This is a genomic window from Paenibacillus sambharensis, from assembly GCF_003233845.1.
GTDB classification, from domain to species: domain Bacteria; phylum Bacillota; class Bacilli; order Paenibacillales; family Paenibacillaceae; genus Paenibacillus_I; species Paenibacillus_I sambharensis.
Genome location: NZ_QKRB01000025.1, coordinates 1 through 20,438 on the forward strand (window position 1 = coordinate 1; position 20,438 = coordinate 20,438).

Sequence of the window (20,438 nt, forward strand, 5' to 3'; positions counted from 1 at the left end):
GGCTTTTTGCGGTGGGTTCGACCCCGTAAATAAAACTGCTCGGACAACCTTGAAGCACAGGCTATCGGACTGCGAGTCCGGATAAAAAATCTTCGTTTGTTTCGGTTGTCTTTCCGGTTCAATACTCATGTCGGAGGGATTGTTACAATGTTGGAAGCCATTCTTGAGCGCTGTGCAGGCCTCGACGTACACCAGGAAACCGTTGTGGCCTGCGTTCTTACCGGGCAGCTGGACCGTGCTCCAAAATCAGAGATTCGCACCTTTGGTACCATGACGAACGAGCTCATGGAACTGGGCGAATGGTTAGTGGAGCAAGGTTGCACTCACGTCGCCATGGAAAGTACGGGCGTTTATTGGAAGTCTGTTTGGAACGTGCTTGAAGCCTTTGAATTAGACCTCCTGCTAGCCAATGCTCATCACGTCAAGAATCTTCCCGGACGCAAGACCGACATGAAAGACGCGGAGTGGATCGCCAAATTGCTGCGTTGCGGGCTTATTGAAGGAAGCTTTGTGCCTTCGGAGGACATCCGAGATCTTCGAGATCTGACCCGTTATCGCAAAAAGTTGGTGTATGACGCTACCTCGGAGAAGAATCGCATCCATAAGTCCCTGCAGGATGCGAACATCAAGTTAACTACCCACATGTCCGACATCTTCGGAACATCAGGACGCCTGCTGCTCCAGAAGATCGTAGATGGTGAAGTCATCACAATGGAATTCCTTGAGACGCACATGAAGGGTGCGCTCAAGCACAAATCCCCCAAATTACTTCAATCGCTCAACGGTCGTCTTCGTAAGCATCATCGCGACATGATCCGATTCTCCTGGGATCACCTCGTGTACATTGAAAAGCAAATCCGACTCGTTGAGCAGGATATCCGAAACCGATTAGCCAGCAAACAAGAGGCCATAGATCTTCTCGTTACGATTCCTGGCATCAACGAGCAAGCAGCATCTGTCATTATCGCGGAAATCGGTACCGACATGACCGTTTTCAAGGATGATCACCATCTTGCCGCATGGGCAGGCGTTACGCCAGGCAACCACCAGAGCGCCGGTAAAAAAAAAGAACACGAGCGCGATCCGGAAATGCCCATCTAAAAGCAGTATTATGTGAATGTGCTTGGGCTGCTTCTATGACGCGAAACACAAGGCTCTCAGCAAGATATTGGAGTTGGGTTAAGCGGCTAGGCAAGAAGAAAGCCTTGGTCGCACTTGGACATACGCTGCTTCGCATCGTATACCACATGTTGCTTACCAAAAGCCCATACAAAGAGTTAGGCCCTGATTATCTTGAACGCTACAGACAAGAGCGCGAAAAACGTCGTGAAGCAGAACTCATTCGACAGCTACAGTCCAAAGGCTTCACAGTAACTCGCCCTGCCTAACCTTTCACCTCCACCACGGTCAAGGTCTGCCGAATCGGTAGTCCTGCTTCGGCGTGCGTAAAAATTCGTTTGAGCAAAGATTCATTTTCATAAAAAAAAGAGGATCGAACAGCTCATTGAAACTTCGCAACGGAAATATAAATCAGACTTTTTGAAGTTTGGCGAGCGTCTGCACAATGAGTACCCGCTTGAATGGCGCAAACTAGCTGACCGGTGGGAGGAACTGTACCCTCACGTGGAAATAAGCGTATTCTCCAGCGGGCGCGTCACGAGTCCTGAACTGAAGATTGATGGACAAGGAGGGACCCGATGAAGATTCAAATCCCGAGCGGCATGCTCTTGGCTTTGGTCATTAACATTGTATATGCGAAGGCAATCGGTGTTACGCAAGGCATCATGGCAAGAGAGGTCGGATCCGACATGTGGATCGCAACCTTGGCGGCGACGGCTCAGGGAATGGTGATTATGGCATTAACGGCCGCCGTCCTGCGTAAACATCCCGATTGCGACTTTATCACGTTTGCGGAAAAACAATTAGGCGGGTGGTTCGGAAAGCTGGTAGCGGTCTTGATCTTCGCCTTCTTCTTGTTCAGCTTCGGGCCCATTATGGTCACGTTCGTGTATCATCTCAAAGATTATTTTTTGCCCGAAGCACCGACTATTCTGTTCGTCCTGGTAGGTTGTATTGTGGGTGTATATGGCTGTTATCTCGGATTAGAAGTGATGGGCCGTATGGCGTATGTAGGCTTGGCATCGATTATGTTGTTAAACACATTGCTGTTGATCGGGTCGATGCATGAGTTCGATATTCAAAATTTACGTCCGGTTCTTGAAAGCAGTGCGTCCTCCATTCTCTGGGCGAGCCGGCAGCATAATACGGACTGGGCAATGGCGACTTTGATGACAGCAATCATTCTGCCATACGTACGGAGTCCTGCAAAACGGGGAAGGGCCGGTGTGATCGGAATGGTATATGGGGGCTTGTTCATTCTGATGTGGCCGCTATTGGAAACCGGCGTCTTGTCAGCATCCGTCACTTCCGAATATATCGTGGCATGTATGCAAATGGCACGAAGCGCACATATTGGACAGTTCCTCCATCGGTATGAAATGATCATGATCGCCTTATTCGCAACTTCAGCTTTGATCCAGATCATGATGAGCTTGTATTGCGCATCGTTCTGCTTAATGAGAATAACCGGCAGGAGCGACTATCGTCCGATGATTATTCCTGTAAGCCTTTTATTAGGCGGATTTGGTTATTGGCTGGTCGATGATCACTTGCGCGCCATGTCATTTACGGATAATTACTGGCCGCTCATCTGTATGCCAATTGCCTTTGGCTTGCCCGTCCTTCTATGGCTGGTGAGCTTGATTAAGCGGCGGAGAATCGCTTAGGGCTGGGGGGCTGAAAATGGGTCCGGCGATAGCCGGACTGTTCGCTAAATCAGTGGATGGCGCAAGCGCCTTTTCTTACCCGATTATAGTCCACCGTATATAAGCTTGGCGTTTGTCCGATAAATAGGGCAGGATCAGGGGATAACCTCAGACCTGCCCTATTTCTTGCCTCCTTACGGCTCAATTCCCCAAACCAGCTGTCCGTTCATATAGCCGGTAACCTGTTCATAGTCTGCGAACTGACTGCCGGATGCCTTGAACGAGTACTCGTCAGTGTGGCTGTAATTGGTTCAGTCGTTTGTCTTCCCTTCGTTAGTTAGAAACTTGACTCAAGGAATAAAGGAGGATCTTAGTGAACCGCCCGGCCATTTTCTATTCAATGTGCAAGTATTACGTTGATGACTGAATGTCGAAAATGCGTTAGCTGGCTAGTCGCAAAAACGTTAGTCCCACGAAACAAATTAGGATATAATTGGGAGTACGAGATGCAATTGGGTAAAGAAGGAGGGAGATAGTGATGAATCAGATACGCAAAAAGAACGAATGGCTGCTTCCTTTGTTCTGGGTCTTCTTCAGGATCGGACCTTCCACTTTCGGCGGCGGTTATGCCATGATCCCGGCAATCGAGCGTGAGCTTGTGGCCAATAAGAAATGGATAGATGAGAAAGAGTTAGCGGACATGCTTTCGATAGCGGGAGCTGCGCCCGGCGGCGTCGGCGTGAATGCAGCAGCATTTGTCGGATACCGTAAAGCAGGAGTGGCAGGAGCGATTGCGGCAGTGGCGGGTATGACCATGCCGACATTTCTCATTGTGATTTGTTTAAGTTTAATCTATTTGTTCTTTCAAGATAATCCGAAGGTGGAAGCAGCATTGAAGGGAATACACGGGGCTATCGTCGCATTGATCCTCCTGGCTGCTTACCGAATGGCGAAAAGCTCGATTCTAGATATTGCTACAACGGCAGTCTCGATTCTGACTTTTCTATTGTTATTCATGGCGAAGATTCATCCTTTAGCTATCATTATATCCGGTCTGTTCGTGGGCATTCTGCTAGTGAAGGTTAAAGAGTTGTTCGGACTAAAGGTGAAGACGGAGAGAACGGGTACAAGCACCCCGAAGCATGAACTTGTTTATCCAGAATACTACATTTAATGAATCACGAAAGGAGCAGGAGCAAGTGATATTGTGGGATCTATTCTTGACGTTCTTGAAGATTGGTTTCGTCTCCTTCGGTGGGGGGTATGCTGTTATCCCATTAATTCAGCATGACGTATCGGTCAATAGGTGGCTATCACCCGTAGAATTTCAAGAAACGATATCGCTGGCCGGAATGGCACCGGGACCGATTGCCACCAATAGCGCTACGTTAATCGGATTCAAGACGGCGGGATATATGGGCGCTATCTTGTCTACGTTGGGCATGATTCTGCCATCGCTGCTAGTCGTCGTTCTACTAACGAGCATTTTCATTAGACTGCAGCATAACAAATGGCTAAAGTCATCGTTTTATGGAATGCGGCCGATTATTACGGGATTGATTGTGTATGCAGCCATTCATTTGGGATTGCTAGGTACAAGTGAGGCATTATCGTGGAAAACAACCGGTACGCTTGCTATATGTGCAGGTAGTCTTTATATCATGCTTCGGTATAAATTCCACCCCTTTACGGTGATCCTTCTATCAGGGGCCGCCGGGATTATTATCTTCTAACTAGACTGCGACAGGGTAGTCGCGGGTATATCCAATTTGTAGCAGATGCAGGACAATTCGGATGGTTATAATTAAATGGGGTAACCGGGGCAGCAGTCAAAGAGCTGTCTTTTTCTGTTAATATGGGCTGGAAGATTAAACTACAAGGACGGTGATTGCTTCTCATTCGCCTTCTTTCTCAATGATGAGCCAATCGAAGGCAAAGCTATTATCAAACTAACGATCTCTGACCTGTATAAGAATATCTGGAGTAAGAAATGAGAGGGTCTGTTTACGTTGTGGTTTTAATGGCAGGAAAGATCCTGCTGAACACTGTACTCAAAATTCTGCGGGATAGCGGCGGCTTCGTCACTGAATGTGTCAGAAATGTAAAACTTCATGGCAACTAAGGTTGTATATAATCAAATAATAATATAACGCTTTACTTATATATTGGATTAGGTATAATTGAATTCACTAGACCCGAGAAGAGATAGCGGCCGATTATGCAGCTATTGAAGCTTTTGTCAGAATGGCAAATAGTATAACCAGGGAGGTTTATATGAGAACAATTGAGATTTTTGACCCTGCTATGTGCTGCACTACTGGAGTTTGCGGTACATCCGTTGATCCTAAGCTGGTTCAAACAGCTGCCAACGTGGATGCTCTGAACAAGCAAGGCGTTTCCGTCAAACGTTATAACCTGTCCCAAGATTTGGATGCCTTTGCTGCTAATGATACGGTTAAATCTTTGCTCGCCAGCCATGGAACGGACATCCTGCCTGTTACACTTGTCGATGGTGAAGTTGTTAAAGAACGCGACTATCCGTCAATGGAGGAGTTTCAGCAGTGGGCCGCAAGTGATACGAAGCCAGCTTCTGTAAAACGCCCAGCGTTTCGCGTCATAGAAGTGAAGTCAAATGGTGGAGGCTGCTGCGGGGACGACAGTTCCTGCTGCTGATGAACCTGCTATGGAGTATACTTCCTATCATCCACAGATGCTGAAGACCCCGTTCCTGTTCTTTACGGGCAAGGGCGGTGTAGGGAAGACTTCGCTAGCCTGCGCTACAGCTGTTAATCTGGCGAAGTCTGGGAAAAAGGTTCTTATCGTTAGTACAGATCCCGCCTCCAACCTCGATGATGTGTTTCAAGTCCGGCTTGACAGCGAGCCTGCGCCTATTGCGGATGTTCAAGGCTTGTTTGCTGCCAACCTTGATCCTGAGGAAGCCGCCAGGTTATACCGGGAGAAAGTGGTAGGCCCATACCGCGGCATTCTGCCGGATGCAGCTATTGCTAATATTGAAGAGCAGCTATCGGGGGCATGTACAGTAGAAATTGCGGCCTTTGACGAGTTTTCCAAGCTGCTAGCCTCCACCGAGGTACAGGACAACTACGACCATATTATTCTGGATACGGCCCCGACCGGGCATACCCTTCGGCTTCTGCAGCTGCCGAAAGCATGGACCGGGTTTCTGGCTGACAGCCAGCATGGCGCTTCCTGCCTTGGGCCGTTATCTGGCCTGGGTGAAAAAAAGGATCTCTACGCCGAAACCGTAGCGGCGCTTGCCGATCCGGCAAGAACAACGCTTATACTGGTAGCCAGACCAGACCGGGCAGCCTTAACGGAAGCGGCCCGCGCTGCTCATGAGCTGCGGACAATCGGCATCGTCAACCAACAGCTTATCGTAAATGGCGTATTATTCGATCCGGGGACGGACCCAGCTGCCTGCTTGTATCACAAGCGTCAGGCAGAGGCGCTTGCATGCATGCCGGGATCGCTTTGTGAGCTTCCGTTAACATTCGTAGGTTTGAATGCAGCGGGATTAATGGGCATTCAAGCATTGGAAACCATGTTTAACATGCAGCATAGAGAGCCTCACGGGGACCGGATGAACCTGAGCTCAAGGCCTCAATATTTGGCTCCGCTGCTGGAACAGTTATCTGCCAAAACAACTGGTGTGATCATGACGATGGGCAAGGGCGGAGTAGGCAAAACATCGGTAGCTGCCGCTCTGGCGATCGGGCTAGCCGATCGGGGCCTGCACGTCCATTTGACAACCACTGATCCTGCAGCTCATCTCGAATTTACTGTGGGAGAACCTTCTGACCAGCATTTCTTAACGGTAAGCCGAATTGATCCCAAGCACGTAACCGAGCGCTATAAGCAGCAGGTTATCGCAGAGAATGCTTCTCGTCTTGATGAAGAGGGGATGGCGCTGCTAAAAGAGGATCTGGCTTCTCCATGTACGGAGGAGATTGCGGTATTTCGCGCTTTCGCTGAGGCGGTGGCCAAGGCAAAGGACGGATTCATAGTGCTGGATACCGCACCGACCGGCCATACCTTACTGCTGCTGGATGCAGCCGAAGCCTATCATCGGGAAGTGCTTCGTTCCGCCGGTGACGTCCCTGAGCATGTGAAACAGCTGCTTCCCCGGCTGCGGAATCCGCAGGAGACCGATGTGGTCGTTGTCACCCTGCCGGAAGCAACACCTGTGCTGGAAGCCGAGCGTCTGCAGGAAGATCTTCGGAGAGCCGGTATTCAGCCCAGCTGGTGGGTTGTTAACCAGAGCTGGCAGTCGGTGTCTACCAGTCATCCCGTGTTAGCTGGAAGAGCTTATGCGGAGAGCCCGTGGCTGGGCCGGGTTGCTTCGTTGGCAGAGAAGTATACGGTCGTGCCTTGGAAACCCCAGGAGCCGGTTGGAGCTGAACAGCTGCGCGGCTTACTATCAGACGAAACCGTGTGACGAGTGGGGGATTCCTTTCCAAGTCTGGAACATCTCACGGGAACAGAATCTAGGCAAGGCAGCAGCAATATCGGACCCGGTCAATGATGATCGGGTCTTTTTGCTGCGTCCAATGGCTGGGTTAAACCGCGTCCTAATAGCCATTTCCGACTGAAGCTTACCATTGGCTAAGCAGAAGAGTTTTCAGGATATCGGTTGGAAGGGGTTTCCTGAATTTTGTCGAATAGAATATGGAACATCTGTACGATCTTTGAAATTCCGGCGTTTGCCGGCACGTACAGATACGGCCTATTATTCCACACAATAGGAGTGAATGTTAACGGACGATGGCACAGATTACGGAAGCCTATATCGATGCATTGGCCCCCAATGCAGCAGCCATAAAGAACGGCCGGAGTTTGGCGAAGAAGAACAGCTTTCAGCGGCTGTGCCAGACAGAAGACGGCACGCTAATCTTTGGAGAATGCAAGGGAAGCGGCAAGGAGCCGTACAGCTGCTCGGCCGATTTCATTAAACCGGACAGCCCGGTCTTCCGCTGCAGCTGCCCGAGCCGGCAGTTTCCCTGCAAGCATAACCTGGGACTGCTCTACGCTTACGCATCCGGATCTCCGTTCCAGACTGGTGAGATCCCTCAGGATATTGCGGACAAGAGGGAGAAGGCGGAGAAACGCGAGGAACGCAAGCAGGAAGCTGCGGCAAGCGGCGAACCTGTGGGCGCAAGCAAGAGAAAGACGAGCCGCAGTGCGCTGGTTAAGAAGATGAACGCCCAGCTGGAGGGAATCGACCTCCTGGATAAGCTCGTGAAGCAGGTGGTGAATGGGGGTCTAGCCGCGCTGGATGCAAAATCCGTCCGCATGCTGGAGGATCAGGCCAAGCAGCTCGGAGGCTATTACATACCGGGCATGCAGGCAGCATTTCGCGAGCTGCTGCTGCTCGTGCGCGGCTGTGATGACCAAGAACAGCAGTACACCGCCATGATGGATCAACTAACAATCTTACATACGCTAATTAAGCGCAGCCGTGATTATTTGACGGCGAGGAAAGAAAATGAGGAGCTGCCGGCAGACACGGGCACCCGGCTGGAAGAATGGATCGGGCATGCCTGGCAGCTGGCGGAGCTGCGCGAGCTTGGACTCATGCGAAGCAGTACGGAGCTGCTGCAGCTGTCATTCCGTTCTTATGCGGATGAAGCGCGGGCCGAGTATATCGACGAGGGCTTCTGGCTCCCGCTCGGATCCGATGGCGCTGGGGATATTCTAGTTACGAGGCATTACCGCCCGTTCCGTGCGGCCAAGCATATCCGGGAGGATGATTCCTGCTTCCTGGTCGTGCAGACAAAGGAGCTCGCTGTATATCCTGGCGATATGAACCCGCGTGTCCGCTGGGAGGACATGACCATGCGGGAACCGGAGAGTAAGGATTATGAGGGCGTCAAGGCCGCAGCCAAACGCTCCTATCCAGAGGTCATCAAGCAGGTGAAGAACCAGCTGAAGAGCCCTCTCGCGTACAAAAACCCGGTCGTTCTGCTGCACTACGCGAAGCTCGGCAAGGCAGGGGAAACTTATGTGCTAGAAGATGAGCAGGGCAAGCGGCTGGCACTGGGCGAGATTGACGCCATCCGGCAGCCGACGCTGCAGCTGCTGCCGATGCTGGGTGCAGAGCTGCATGCCGACCAGGCGGTGCTGGTTATGTTTGAACACCAGATGGGAAGCAGGCGCCTGACCGCGCAGCCGCTTGCTTTTGTTACGGAACAGGCAGTCATCCGGCTGCTCTACTAGAGACGAGAGAGGAGGTTACCGTTCATGAGTATGGAGATGTTATATGATTTGCACCAGGATGTCAGACGATTATTCATCGCGGGAAGCGCCGTATCGGGCGGAGATGTCAGGATCAAGCGGCAGCTGCCCAAGCTTGAGCAGCTGGGCGAGAGCGCGCCGGTGTTCAAGCGGGTGGCGGAAGCGGCTTCACGTGTGGGAGAAGGCACTGCCGAGCAGATGGCGGACGCGCTGCTGGAGCTCGCCGTCCTGCTCCATGCGATTCTATATACGCAGGGACAGACTGACGCAGCAGGAACATTGGAGCCATTCGAAGTCTATACAGCCGCCAGCGACACCACAGCTGCTCCGCCGGTCCCTTACCGGCGGCTGAAGCCGGTCATCGACGCGTTGACGGAACGGGGGCCGGGACGTCTTGAGGCCGTTAAGCAGGGCTATGAGGACAATATTTTCACAGATATCCGCACGTATCTGCCTGCGGTTACAGCGCTGGAGGATCCTTATTCCGAAATCGCGGACTATATGACGAATGTTGTGCTCCCGTCGATGGGGGCGAATGTGCTGCCGATCCTCCACGCGCAGCTTAATCTGCAGGGCGGGCAGGCTGATGCACGCAAGCTGACTGTCATCCACAGGCTCACCGGCCAGGCATCACATGCGCTGATCGCGAAGGCTCTGACCGAGGGCGCCGCTCCAGTTAAGCTCGCAGCCATAGCAGCCGCAGCGGGCAGCCCGGACCTTGAGGAGCTGCTGTACGAAATCTCTTACGACCGTAAAAAAGAAATACGTGCCGCAGCCCTGCTTGCCTTGGCCAAGAACGGTTCGGACCGCGCGGCGGAACGCCTGTTCGAAGCGCTTCAAGGCAAGGATGCCGAGATTGCGGTAGAGCCGCTCAGACGATGCGACCATCCGGACACCGGCCAAAGGCTGGTTGAGACAGCTTCGGAATTGCGAGATATGGTCACCGGGGGCAAGCCCGATAATGCTGCTATAGAGCGAATGACAGCTGCGGTTAACGCAATGGAAGGGAAGCGGGAGCCTGCTGTTGAGGAGTTCCTGATCAGCCTGCTTCAGGACCAGACGTTTACCGTGAAAGAGACGGAGCCTGTGCAGGAATGTGCAGCCGGCTTGCTGCTGGAGATGGATACAGCTGCAGCCTATGAAGTGCTCAACGGTCTGCGGAATCGGATCAACATGCTCGATTATGCCTTCCGGGCAGCGCTGCAGTTCCTGCCGCGTGAAGCTGTATACGACCACTACCACGGGTATTTGGCCAAGAAGCAGTCTGCGGAAGGGAAAACGCTGCTGCGGGCATGTCATGACATCGTCATTCCGGTCATACGGGCCATGCGCAGCTATACAATTGAAGAGGATTACGGGCAGCTTCCACAGCATGGCTGGGATTCCCGCTGGGTGCAGCTCTTTGTGAAACTGGACGAAGCCGAGCTTGTGTGCAGCGTGGCGGAGCGTCTGGATGAGCACGTAATAGACTATCTGCTTGCCAAGCTTCATAAGCCCAGAACCAGGATAAGCGATCAGATGATAATCGTATCTACACTGTTCAGACTGGGGCATCGAGATGCGTCCGAGCTTCTGTTGTACGTGCTGGAGCAGGCTTCGCCGCAGCAGTTCTACTACGTGACGGAAGAACTGCGGGCTCTGATCCTGCAGCTTCCGGGCACCGCAGCGGATCGGCTGCGTGCAGCTGCCGAGCGATTCACCTATACGAGCGTCAAGGAAGAGATTCAGGACCTTGCGGATAAGCTCGCGTTGAAACCGACTGAATAGAACGAAGCGAACAAAGGAGCGGAATGAATTCATGGATACGAATCTTAATGTTCTCAGGCTGCCGGCCGAAAAGCTGTACGCGCATGAAATAGAAGCGCTGAAGGCAGTGGATAAGGATGCCCGTCCAGCCGGGTGGCAGCTGTCGCCCAAGGCCGTGCTTACGTACATAACAGGCGGGCTTGCCGGCGAGACGGTGATCACGCCAAAGTATATCGGTCATACGCGCCTGGTGGAGATTGCGATTGCAACACTGCTTACCGACCGTGCTCTGCTGCTCATCGGGGAGCCGGGAACGGCGAAATCGTGGCTGTCGGAAAATCTGACGGCAGCCATCCACGGCGATTCCTCGAAGGTCATTCAGGGGACGGCCGGTACAAGTGAGGAGCAGATCCGGTATTCCTGGAACTATGCCATGCTGCTCGCGCACGGCCCTTCCGATGCGGCGCTTATCCGCAGCCCGATCTATCGCGCAATGGAGACTGGGGGCATTGCCCGCTTCGAGGAAATTTCGCGCTGCGCCTCCGAGGTCCAGGATGCGCTTATCTCTATTCTTTCAGAGAAGACGATTTCGATTCCCGAGCTGGGCAAGGAGGTGTCCGCCGCACGCGGCTTCTCTGTGATCGCGACTGCGAATACGCGCGACCGCGGCGTCAATGACATGTCTGCGGCCCTGAAGCGCCGTTTCAATATTCTCGTGCTTCCGTCGCCAGCCGATCTTGAATCCGAGGTCGAGATTGTGCGCAAGCGCGTCAGCGAGCTGGCCGTCAACTATGAGCTCGGTGCTGCGCTGCCTGAGGACGATGCTGTGCGCAAGGTCGTCACGATCTTCCGCGAGCTTCGCAGCGGCATGACGCTGGACAGCAAGGAGAAGGTCAAGCCGCCGGGAAGTGTGATTTCGACCGCGGAAGCGATCTCGCTGCTTACGAACAGCATGGCGCTGGCCGCCAGCTTCGGCAGCGGCTCCGTGCAGGATGCCGACCTTGCAGCCGGACTGCAGGGGGCGATCGTCAAGGATGACGAGAAGGATGCGGTTGTCTGGAAGGAGTATCTGGAGAACGTCATGAAGAAGCGCGGCTCCGGCTGGCGCGGCCTCTATCATGCATGCCGGGAGATGAACCCGTGAATGCGGCAGCCAGGGCGGCTGATCTGCACCGCTTCGGTGTACGGCACTTGTCGCCGGCAGGAGCCAGCCATCTCCGGCGTGTGCTGGACCAGGTACAGCCGCAGCTTATTCTGGTTGAAGGCCCCTCGGATGCTTCAGAACTGATCAGCCAGATCACGCTGCCGAAGGTCGTTCCTCCGATCGCGATCATGGCGTACACCGACAGCCTGCCGGTGCGGACGATCGTTTTTCCGCTGGCGGCCTATTCGCCGGAGTATCAAGCCTTCCAGTGGGCAAGGGAGCATGGTGTGGAGGCGCAGTTCTTCGACCTTCCTTCCGGTGCTGCTATCGGTCTTAACGAGGCCAGACGGTCACAGTGCCGTGAACAGGAAGAGGGAGAGGGAGAAGGCGAGCGTCCATCGGCAGCATTCCGCCGCAGGCAGAACGCCATCTATGACGAGATCGCGCGTCTCTCCGGCGAGACCGATTATGAGAGCTACTGGGAGCGCAGCTATGAGCATACAACCCGGCCCGGCGATTACAGCCATGCCATTCATACGCTGTCGGCAGAGCTGAGGGCGCTTATGGAGGCAGATGAGCGTGTCCATGATCCTGCAGAAGCTGCCTACAATGAGCTGCGGGAGGCCTATATGCGGAGGAATATCCGTGATGCATTGGACCGGGGGATTCCCGCCGGCAAGATTGTGGCCGTAACCGGCGCTCACCACACATCGGCCATGGACTTGTCCCTGCCATGCATGGAGGATGAAGAGCTTGCCCTATTGCCCGCCGCAAGCACGAAGCTGACGCTTATGCCGTATTCCTACTATAAGCTCTCAAGCTTGTCCGGCTATGGGGCAGGCAATCTGGCCCCGGCGTATTTTGAACTGTTCTGGCAGTGTCTGCAGAAGGGCGAGCTTGAGGCGCTCCCGGCCAGATATTTGTCACAGGTGGTCACCTATATGCGGGAAGGCGGCACCTATCGTTCGACTGCTTCTGTCATTGAGGGTGTGCGGCTTGCAGAATCACTTGCGCTGCTGCGGGGTTCGAGGCAGCCGGTCTGGAGGGATCTGCGCGACGCGGCCATTGTTACACTTGGCTTCGGGGAATTGTCCGCCGTTGCAGAGCCGCTGGCCAGAGCCGATGTCGGAACGGCGATCGGGTATTTGCCGGAGGGCGTCAGCCAGACGCCAATCCAGGATGATATGACCCGCAATCTAAAGCTGCTGAAGCTGGAGAAATATAAGACAACCGTTGCGGCCGAGCTTGAGCTGGACCTGCGGGAGAACCGGCGTGTGAAGACAGAGGATGCCGCGTTCCTGGATCTTCGGCGCTCCGTCTTCCTCAGCCGGCTGCAGGTTCTTGGCATCAGCTTCGCCCGCAGACAGAAGGATGCGCGGGAAGCTGTCTGGGCCGAACGCTGGATTCTTCAGTGGACTCCAGAGGCTGAGATCGAAGTCGTCGAGTCGACGCTTCTTGGCGAGACGGTGGAGGTGGCTGCCGCATACCGGATCCGGGAGCAGCTCGAGGTCTGCAGCGATATCCGGGAGGCGGCCAGGATAATCCGGACTGCCTGGGAATGCGGACTGCCGGGCGCGATGGAGGATGCGCGCCGGACACTGCAGCAGATGGCCGTGGATAACAGCAGTGTCCCCCAGATCGCGGGCGCTGCACGGGAGCTGTCCCTGCTGGTCAGCTTCGGAAATATCCGGAAGCTCGATACGGCCATGCTGGAGCCGATCGTGCAGCAGCTGTTCCTGCGCGGCACTTTGCTTCTTGTTGAGGCGTCTGCCTGCAGCGATGAGGCGGCCGCGGAGATGATCGCAGCGATTCAGGATCTGCATGCGATTTCCCAAGACCATTACGAACGCATTGACGACGACCGCTGGGTGCGTCAGCTTCGTGAGCTGGCCTTCCGGGATGACCGCAATGCGCGGCTGTCCGGCTATGCGTTCGCGCTGCTGCTGGAGCGCAATATGATTGAGCCTGACCGGCTGTCGCAGGAGGTCTCCCGCAGATTATCACCGGGAATTCCTGCCGACCTGGGGGCAGGCTGGTTCGAAGGCTTATCCATGCGCAACCGATACGCGCTGCTCTCCCGTTCTGAGCTGTGGCGCCTGCTGGATGAGTACATTCAATCCCTGGATGACGAGCAGTTTAGGAGATCCGTTGTCTTCCTGCGCCGGGCGTTCGGGTCATTCCAGCCCAGTGAGAAGAGCTTGATTGCCGAGACGCTGGGTGAGATTTGGGGGATCGGCGGCCTGGAGGCCGGCGATCTGCTGCAGCAGGAGCTGAGCGAAGAGGAGAAGGGGAAGCTGGATGAGCTTAATGAATTTGATTTTGGAGACTTATAACGATGACGACACCAATTAATCGTAAACAGGAGCTGACGCGCTGGCGTCTGATACTTGGCCAATCGGCCGGGCAGCAGCTCGAAGGAATGGGCGGGGCGGCCTCCGGCGGCTTGCTGGACGACGAGCTTCGGCTAATGGACGAGGCACTGGCAGCCATCTACGATAATACCGCTGGCGATTTAGAGGGTGAGACAGGCAGCGGGAGACGAAGTGCCGGTCTTGGCCCTTCCGCACCGAAGCTGTCAAAGTGGCTGGGTGATATTCGCACATTTTTCCCGGCAGACGTCGTCTCCGTTATCCAGGCCGATGCCATCGAGCGCAAAGAGCTTAAGCAGCTGCTGTTCGAGCCGGAGACGCTGTCACAGGTGAAGCCGGATATCCGCATGGTGGCGACGCTGATGTCGCTGAAAGGCAAAATCCCGGAGAAAACCAAGGATACGGCAAGGCAGCTGGTCCGAGCTGTTGTAGAAGAGATCAAGAAGCGGCTGGAAAATGACATCAGGCGTGCCGTTACCGGCGCTCTTAACAGGAGGAAGCATTCGCCGCTGCCGTCACTGGCCGGGACTGACTGGAAGACAACGATCAGGCGCAACCTGAAGCATTATAACCAGGAATACGGGATACTCATTCCCGAGCGGTTCTACTTCTTCGACCGGGCAAAGCGGAGCAAGGAATGGACGGTTATCCTGGACATCGATCAGAGCGGCTCTATGGCGGATTCCGTCATTTATGCTTCGGTGGTCGGTTCGATTTTTGCCAGCCTGTCCTCTTTGGATACCCGCGTGGTTGTGTTCGATACAGAGGTTGTGGATTTGAGCGAGCAGTGTGCGAACGATCCGGTCGACATGCTGTTCGGCGTGCAGCTGGGCGGCGGAACGGATATCAACAAGTCGGTGGCCTACTGCGAGCAGTTCATTACGGAGCCGGGGAAAACCTTGTTTATCCTCATATCCGACTTATACGAAGGCGGCAACCAGGCCCAGCTGCTGCGCCGGATGGAGGCCTTGGTTGAATCAGGCGTGAAGGTAATCAGCCTGCTCGCCCTGTCGGACACCGGTGTGCCCTCCTATGATCAGGAGGTTGCGAAGCGGCTGGCGAAGATGGGCATCCCGTGCTTCGGCTGTACGCCAGACCTCCTGCCCGAGCTCGTAGAAGGTGCGCTGAAGGGCAGCGACCTGAATGCACTTGCGGCTAAGGCGAATGGCAGCAAGAAAGCCTGAGGTTTGACGGGAATAGAGTGTTTTCTTAAGTGCATAGATCAGGAGGACGCAGCTGTGGCCATGAACCTTTTAGATTACGGTGAGTTTGTAAAATTAATAGAGCAGCATAAGATTCTGCCCTTCTCGGGCTTTATTCCTGAATACCCGTCCTTAACAGCTGCAGCCTCGGGCAATGATTGGCACACTGGAACCGAAACAGATCCGTGGCTGTGGCGGATACGGGTGGTCGAAGACGGTGTTGCTGCATACGGCAAGTTTTTTAGTGATAAAGCCTGCTTTATACACACGGATTATTTTCCGGCAGTCAGGTCCATCCTTGCTTCAGGCAAAACGGTTGATGAACGGTACCAGGATGGTCTCCTTTCAAGAACGGCTTACCACCTGTATAAAGTGCTGCGCGAGCATGAACATATTGATTCACGGAATTTACGGATAGCGGCAGGCTTGCATGCCAAAGAGAGCAAGAAGGAGTATGAAAAGTCACTTGCTGAGCTTCAGAATTACGGTGACGTGGTCATCACTGGAGCAGCGCAGCAAAATGATCATGCTTCTGGCTGGAGCAGCATGTGTTACCAGCCTTCAGATGTATGGCTGCGTTCAATTGAAACGAATGACGTAAGAGTTCCAATTGAAGACGCGAAGAATCAGTTGATCGCGGAGTTACTAAGCAGCTGCTCAGCTAAATCTCTCAAGTTTTTCGCAAGGAAATTGCGGCTCGCTGAACTTGGAGTCATTTGAATTAGGGCATCACACCGGCTGGGTGGCGACGAGACTGGCTTGAATAAAAACAGCGGTAAATCTGGGCTAATAGAGTCCCGGACTGCCGCTGTTTTTCTTTATCCCATACTAATGACTACATTCCCCTTTTTGTGACCTTTGTCAACATACCTGTGAGCTTCTACAATTTGTTCCAGGGAATAGCGGCGGTCAATGACCGGTTTGAGTTTCCCCGCCATTACAAGGGCTTTAAGAAACTCGAGTGCCTCAGCGGTTTCAGGTGAGTTTTGTCCCAGCAGAAGCTTCTTCTTGCTCGTTAGTTTCGCCCAGAGCATCCGCAGGTCAGGTATAGGTTCAGTAATATTGATGTAGACCCCCTTGTTCGTTAATGAATCCATGCAGTCAGTAAAGGAGCTCTTGTTCACTGCTTCAAATATGACATCAAATCTCGCTCCTTGCTCGGAGAATTCCTCTGTTGTGTAGTCAATGACTTCGTCGGCCCCCAAGGCTTTGACCATCTCTACATTCGAGGTGCTGCACACTCCCGTCACATGCGCCCCAAGGTATTTGGCAAGCTGCACCGCATAGGTTCCCACACTCCCTGAAGCTCCATAAACAAGGACCTTTTGCCCGCTTCGTACATTCGCTTTTCTCAAGTAATGCAGTGCCGTGCGAGCACCTATGGGAATGGCTGCGGCTTCCTCAAAACTGATATTCGCGGGCTTTATGGTAACCGGCCCATCCTCAGGCAGACATTTATACTCGGAATAGGCCCCAAAGTCTGTCAACGTGGCCGCAAAAACGTGATCTCCCTTCTTAAACCGTGCTACAGCTGTGCCAACTGCCACAACCTCTCCCGCCAACTCCATGCCCAATACCGGACGCTTTGGTCTGCTTATTCCGAGCGCAATCCGGGCAGGAAGCCAAACCGAACGCGGAACCGTGAAACTCCGTGTCCTGACATCTGCTACGGTTACCGTTGTCGCAAATACTTTTACGAGGATTTCATGGTCCTTCGGCACAGGTTTTTCAAACTCCTTGATTTGAAGAATGTCAGGCGGACCATATCTCGGGCAAATGACTGCTTTCATGAAACCCCTCCTCGTTAATGAAACCAATTCCATCGTATGAAACTCTTCAATGTCAGCTTACTCGGCAGGTATAAATAGCCAATAAACACTTTCTAAAGAAAGTATAAAAAACGGACGGAACGTAGATTCAACACATGCTGACGGGAACTCGGTTTCCACTATTCCTCGAAACGTACTCTTGATAAATCCGGCACTTTACAAAAACGGCAGGTCACACCCAATGACTCACAGATGACGTATACCGGGAATTCCCCTAGGGGAGTTCTCGATGCGAGGGTGATTTTCCTCACAGGATAATAGGGGTTTACCGTCGCAGAAAATCAGTATTCCTCCCGATAACGAATAAACGGCCGGCCTGCTATGATTAAGACATCACCAGGAGAGATGCACAACATGGTGAGATGAGGGTCACAAGCAAGCAGAGTAAATAAACAGCAAGAGCTTAGCCCCAATAATGGCTTGACAGAACAAATTAGAACCGGGAGATGATTAATATGGTACGTTGGTTAAGAGAGAACAAGTTCGCAGCTGGATTGCTGCTGGTGCTTCGGGTATATGTAGGCTGGATGTGGCTGGATGCGGGATGGCACAAGCTGACAGGAGGCTTCGATGCGACAGGCTTCCTGAAAGGTGCGGTGGCTAATCCGGTGCTGGACAAAGGGACGGGAGAGATGGTCTATCCGACATTCACAGGCTTCCTGGAACAGTTCGCTCTGCCGAATGTCAAGCTGATTAACGTCATGATCCCGCTCGGTGAATTCCTGGTCGGTCTCGGCCTGATCCTGGGATGCCTGACGACAGCCGCCGTATTCTTCGGCCTGCTGATGAATTTCATGTTCATGTTCGCCGGCACGGTGAGCACGAACCCTTGGATGATCCTTCTGGGCGGAATTGTGATTGTCGCAGGTGCTAACGCAGGCAAATTCGGCGCCGACTTCTACGTCCTGCCTTACCTGAAGGCCATCTTCAAGAAGCTGACGCATCGTGAGGGACGCGGCACCGGCGGACAAGGAACAGCGAACAAACCAGCACATGTATAACCGCAGCAGATACGTAAATGTAAATCTTATGGTTTGGTTTGCTGCCTCTGGTATACGGATCACCTAATAGACAGCCTTCGTCTGGTACTCCAGGCGGAGGCTGTTTTCGTTTTGTTGTATAGACCGTCGACCTATATACCGCAGTCTAAGGATAGTTTGAGTGGGCATGGATGAGTTGATCAGCGTGGATGGTAAGGATGGCTTGGCCCGTGATATTTTAACGAAACTGACACACGCTATTAGCCGGGAATGGCCGATCCTACTCCCTAATGAAACTGAGCGACGTTATTCGGCTGAAAATCAAAGAAAATAAACGAAATTCCCCAAATAAGGCTGCTGAGTTTCCTCCCTCGTATTTAAGGAGTTTTCTCACGAATGCTCACTCATTCGCAGGATTTCACGTTTTGGAGTGGTTAGATGGTTGGACGTGAGGGGGGCAATTGACCCATGGATCGGTTTGCGGACATGCAGGAACAGAGGCAGCGATTTACGTGCCCTTTGAAAACGCTATCCTGCACAACCCCACATGGCCCATGGAGGTTCACCCTCCCATATCTCGACGGGTCTATGCCCTCACATTCCTTCGTTATACCTGTCCATGGCGTGGAGACCGATCTCGTTTAGATAACGGGTCTATGCCCTTCCGAAACTCATACTCGGTTCTCTTGTGCGTGTTATGCCGAAAATCCCGCGAATGAGTCAATCCTCGTAAGCGAAACTTGGAGGTTAGTAGTGGGTTGCGGTCTTTAAGCGGCTACAAGGTCTGCGCATTCACGGTAGGACTCCCCCCGTTGCGCCATACCAACGAGAATGCGTGCCAGTTTGCCGATTAGTTTGAAAAGTGAGGCTTGCTTCTTCATTCCCCTTGCCCGGTTATTCGCATGCCACTGCTTGAAGTCAGGATGCCGCTGAACCAAACTCAACATGCCCCAGTATAGATGTTTACGCAAAGTGCTGTCTCCGCGTTTGGAGACCTTGACCTGCCCCTTGAACTTGCCAGATGTTCGCTCAGCCAGATTGAGACCGGCGCGTCGCAGTATTTGCTGACCGTGAGCGTAATGACGCAAATCGCCCGTACCACTCAAAATGGCGGCCAAGGCAATGGTGCCAAGCCCTTGGATGCTCCGCAGTTGCTCTATTAAGGGGATGTCTGCCAGTAATAACTCAAGTGCCTGTTCTATGTCATCGAGCATGGCAGCCGTATGCTCATAGGCAGCAAGCAGACGGTCAATGTCATCTCTGGCTTCCTGCAGGGCTTGTCTATCTCCAATGCTGCGCGTTGCAGCCGCCAGAAGCTCTGCTGCCTTGGCTCTACCGCTGACACCGGAGGCACGCTTCATGCCTTGATCTCGCCACTGGGCGATGACAGCATCGACATCCAGCCCTTCAAGGTCGCTCGGCAAAGGGAAAGCCTTAAGTGATGCCAGTGAACGGAGAGTCGCCCAATTCGGGAAAACCTGACGGAATTCCGGAAAGTAAAGGTCAATCCAGCGAATGATGCGATTGGCAAAACAGGCAGACTGCTTTACCCAAAATTCTCTGTCACTCATAAGTGTCTTTAACCGCCTGAACACAGCTGCATGGGGTGAATATTCGGTGTAATAGCCTCTGCTGACTACATCCGCGATGACTAGGGCGTCCTTAGGGTCATTCTTGGACGGACTATTGTCCCGATTTTCCTTATTGCGATGCGTCGTGACCGGGTTAACCAGCACGACCTCAATCCCTTGCTGAAGAAGCCAGTTTGCAAGATTGAACCAGTAATGTCCTGTTGGCTCCAGTCCTACAAGCAAAGAGGTGAGACTGTGCTTCGCTTGCGCTTTCTTGATCCAATCGAGGAGCCTCTCAAAGCCTTCTAGTGAATTGGTGAAAGACAGGTGTTTCGAAGTGAGCGAACGTCCACGGAAATCCGTGATCTGCGCGGCGTGCGCATCCTTGGCGATGTCGATTCCCACAACAACATGCTGCATGGTAATTCGTTCAATACGTTGATTTGTTGCGTTTCTTACAGTAGACTTCATAGTAAGCGCCTCCTGATGGGTTATTAGGGCTTCCGATTTCCCCTACCCCCATCATACGAGGCGCCCCTTTTTTTGTCTAAGACGGAATCTTAGCGCAGACAGGAATGTT

17 protein-coding genes and 1 pseudogene are annotated in these 20,438 nt (G+C 53.2%); 16 read left to right on the forward strand and 2 right to left on the reverse strand.

The window, feature by feature from the left end; translation table 11 throughout:
• The first annotated feature begins 147 nt into the window (after positions 1-147).
• The 14 genes and pseudogenes from DNH61_RS02345 (at position 148) to DNH61_RS02410 (ending at position 16,198) form a co-directional block, all read left to right on the forward strand.
• The gene (locus DNH61_RS02345; protein ID WP_245947862.1) at positions 148-1,101 is read left to right on the forward strand and encodes an IS110 family RNA-guided transposase; all 954 of its coding nucleotides are present in this window, start codon (positions 148-150) and stop codon (positions 1,099-1,101) included.
• Between the two features lie 390 nt (positions 1,102-1,491).
• Entirely contained in the window at positions 1,492-1,701 is a 210-nt protein-coding gene (locus tag DNH61_RS27150; protein WP_425452199.1) for a Ger(x)C family spore germination C-terminal domain-containing protein, read from the forward strand.
• A complete protein-coding gene (locus tag DNH61_RS02355; RefSeq protein WP_111145085.1) occupies positions 1,698-2,786 on the forward strand; it encodes a GerAB/ArcD/ProY family transporter in 1,089 nt (362 codons plus the stop codon). Before DNH61_RS27150 ends, DNH61_RS02355 begins: the two co-directional genes overlap by 4 nt.
• 28 nt (positions 2,787-2,814) lie before the next feature.
• Positions 2,815-2,903: pseudogene (locus tag DNH61_RS27155) on the forward strand (ABC transporter permease); the annotation flags it as partial.
• Positions 2,904-3,303: 400 nt separating this feature from the next.
• Positions 3,304-3,939: a chromate transporter gene (locus DNH61_RS02365; protein ID WP_111145086.1), complete on the forward strand. Its 636-nt coding sequence runs from the start codon at positions 3,304-3,306 to the stop codon at positions 3,937-3,939.
• Between the two features lie 25 nt (positions 3,940-3,964).
• Entirely contained in the window at positions 3,965-4,498 is a 534-nt protein-coding gene (locus DNH61_RS02370) for a chromate transporter (RefSeq protein WP_342771367.1), read from the forward strand.
• Between the two features lie 541 nt (positions 4,499-5,039).
• Positions 5,040-5,438, forward strand: coding sequence for an arsenite efflux transporter metallochaperone ArsD (gene arsD / locus DNH61_RS02375; protein ID WP_181438554.1), 399 nt, complete (start codon positions 5,040-5,042; stop codon positions 5,436-5,438).
• Between the two features lie 10 nt (positions 5,439-5,448).
• Positions 5,449-7,221 carry an arsenical pump-driving ATPase gene (gene arsA, locus DNH61_RS02380; protein WP_111145098.1) on the forward strand — a complete coding sequence of 591 codons (1,773 nt, stop codon included), beginning with the start codon at positions 5,449-5,451 and terminating at the stop codon, positions 7,219-7,221.
• A 326-nt stretch (positions 7,222-7,547) separates the two neighbouring features.
• The gene (locus DNH61_RS02385; protein ID WP_111145088.1) at positions 7,548-8,999 is read left to right on the forward strand and encodes an SWIM zinc finger family protein; all 1,452 of its coding nucleotides are present in this window, start codon (positions 7,548-7,550) and stop codon (positions 8,997-8,999) included.
• Positions 9,000-9,023: 24 nt separating this feature from the next.
• A complete protein-coding gene (locus DNH61_RS02390) occupies positions 9,024-10,784 on the forward strand; it encodes a hypothetical protein (RefSeq protein WP_111145089.1) in 1,761 nt (586 codons plus the stop codon).
• A gap of 31 nt (positions 10,785-10,815) precedes the next feature.
• The gene (locus DNH61_RS02395; protein ID WP_111145090.1) at positions 10,816-11,907 is read left to right on the forward strand and encodes an ATP-binding protein; all 1,092 of its coding nucleotides are present in this window, start codon (positions 10,816-10,818) and stop codon (positions 11,905-11,907) included.
• Positions 11,886-14,240, forward strand: coding sequence for a DUF5682 family protein (locus tag DNH61_RS02400; protein ID WP_111145091.1), 2,355 nt, complete (start codon positions 11,886-11,888; stop codon positions 14,238-14,240). The genes DNH61_RS02395 and DNH61_RS02400 overlap by 22 nt, the downstream gene beginning before the upstream one ends.
• A gap of 2 nt (positions 14,241-14,242) precedes the next feature.
• Positions 14,243-15,460 (forward strand): VWA domain-containing protein, encoded by a 1,218-nt coding sequence (locus DNH61_RS02405; protein WP_111145092.1) that lies wholly within the window; start codon positions 14,243-14,245, stop codon positions 15,458-15,460.
• A 3-nt stretch (positions 15,461-15,463) separates the two neighbouring features.
• Entirely contained in the window at positions 15,464-16,198 is a 735-nt protein-coding gene (locus DNH61_RS02410) for an AlkZ-related protein (protein ID WP_146240925.1), read from the forward strand.
• A 98-nt stretch (positions 16,199-16,296) separates the two neighbouring features.
• Here DNH61_RS02410 and DNH61_RS02415 read toward each other — a convergent pair whose 3' ends face one another.
• Complete coding sequence (locus DNH61_RS02415) at positions 16,297-17,268, reverse strand: NAD(P)-dependent alcohol dehydrogenase (RefSeq protein WP_111145094.1); 972 nt, start codon at positions 17,266-17,268, stop codon at positions 16,297-16,299.
• A 494-nt stretch (positions 17,269-17,762) separates the two neighbouring features.
• Here DNH61_RS02415 and DNH61_RS02420 point away from each other — a divergent pair, with 494 nt between their 5' ends.
• The gene (locus tag DNH61_RS02420) at positions 17,763-18,308 is read left to right on the forward strand and encodes a DoxX family membrane protein (protein WP_111145095.1); all 546 of its coding nucleotides are present in this window, start codon (positions 17,763-17,765) and stop codon (positions 18,306-18,308) included.
• A gap of 166 nt (positions 18,309-18,474) precedes the next feature.
• A complete protein-coding gene (locus DNH61_RS26205) occupies positions 18,475-18,621 on the forward strand; it encodes a hypothetical protein (protein WP_181438555.1) in 147 nt (48 codons plus the stop codon).
• 433 nt (positions 18,622-19,054) lie between these two features.
• Here DNH61_RS26205 and DNH61_RS02425 read toward each other — a convergent pair whose 3' ends face one another.
• Positions 19,055-20,329 carry an IS110 family RNA-guided transposase gene (locus DNH61_RS02425; protein WP_111145096.1) on the reverse strand — a complete coding sequence of 425 codons (1,275 nt, stop codon included), beginning with the start codon at positions 20,327-20,329 and terminating at the stop codon, positions 19,055-19,057.
• Positions 20,330-20,438 lie beyond the last annotated feature (109 nt).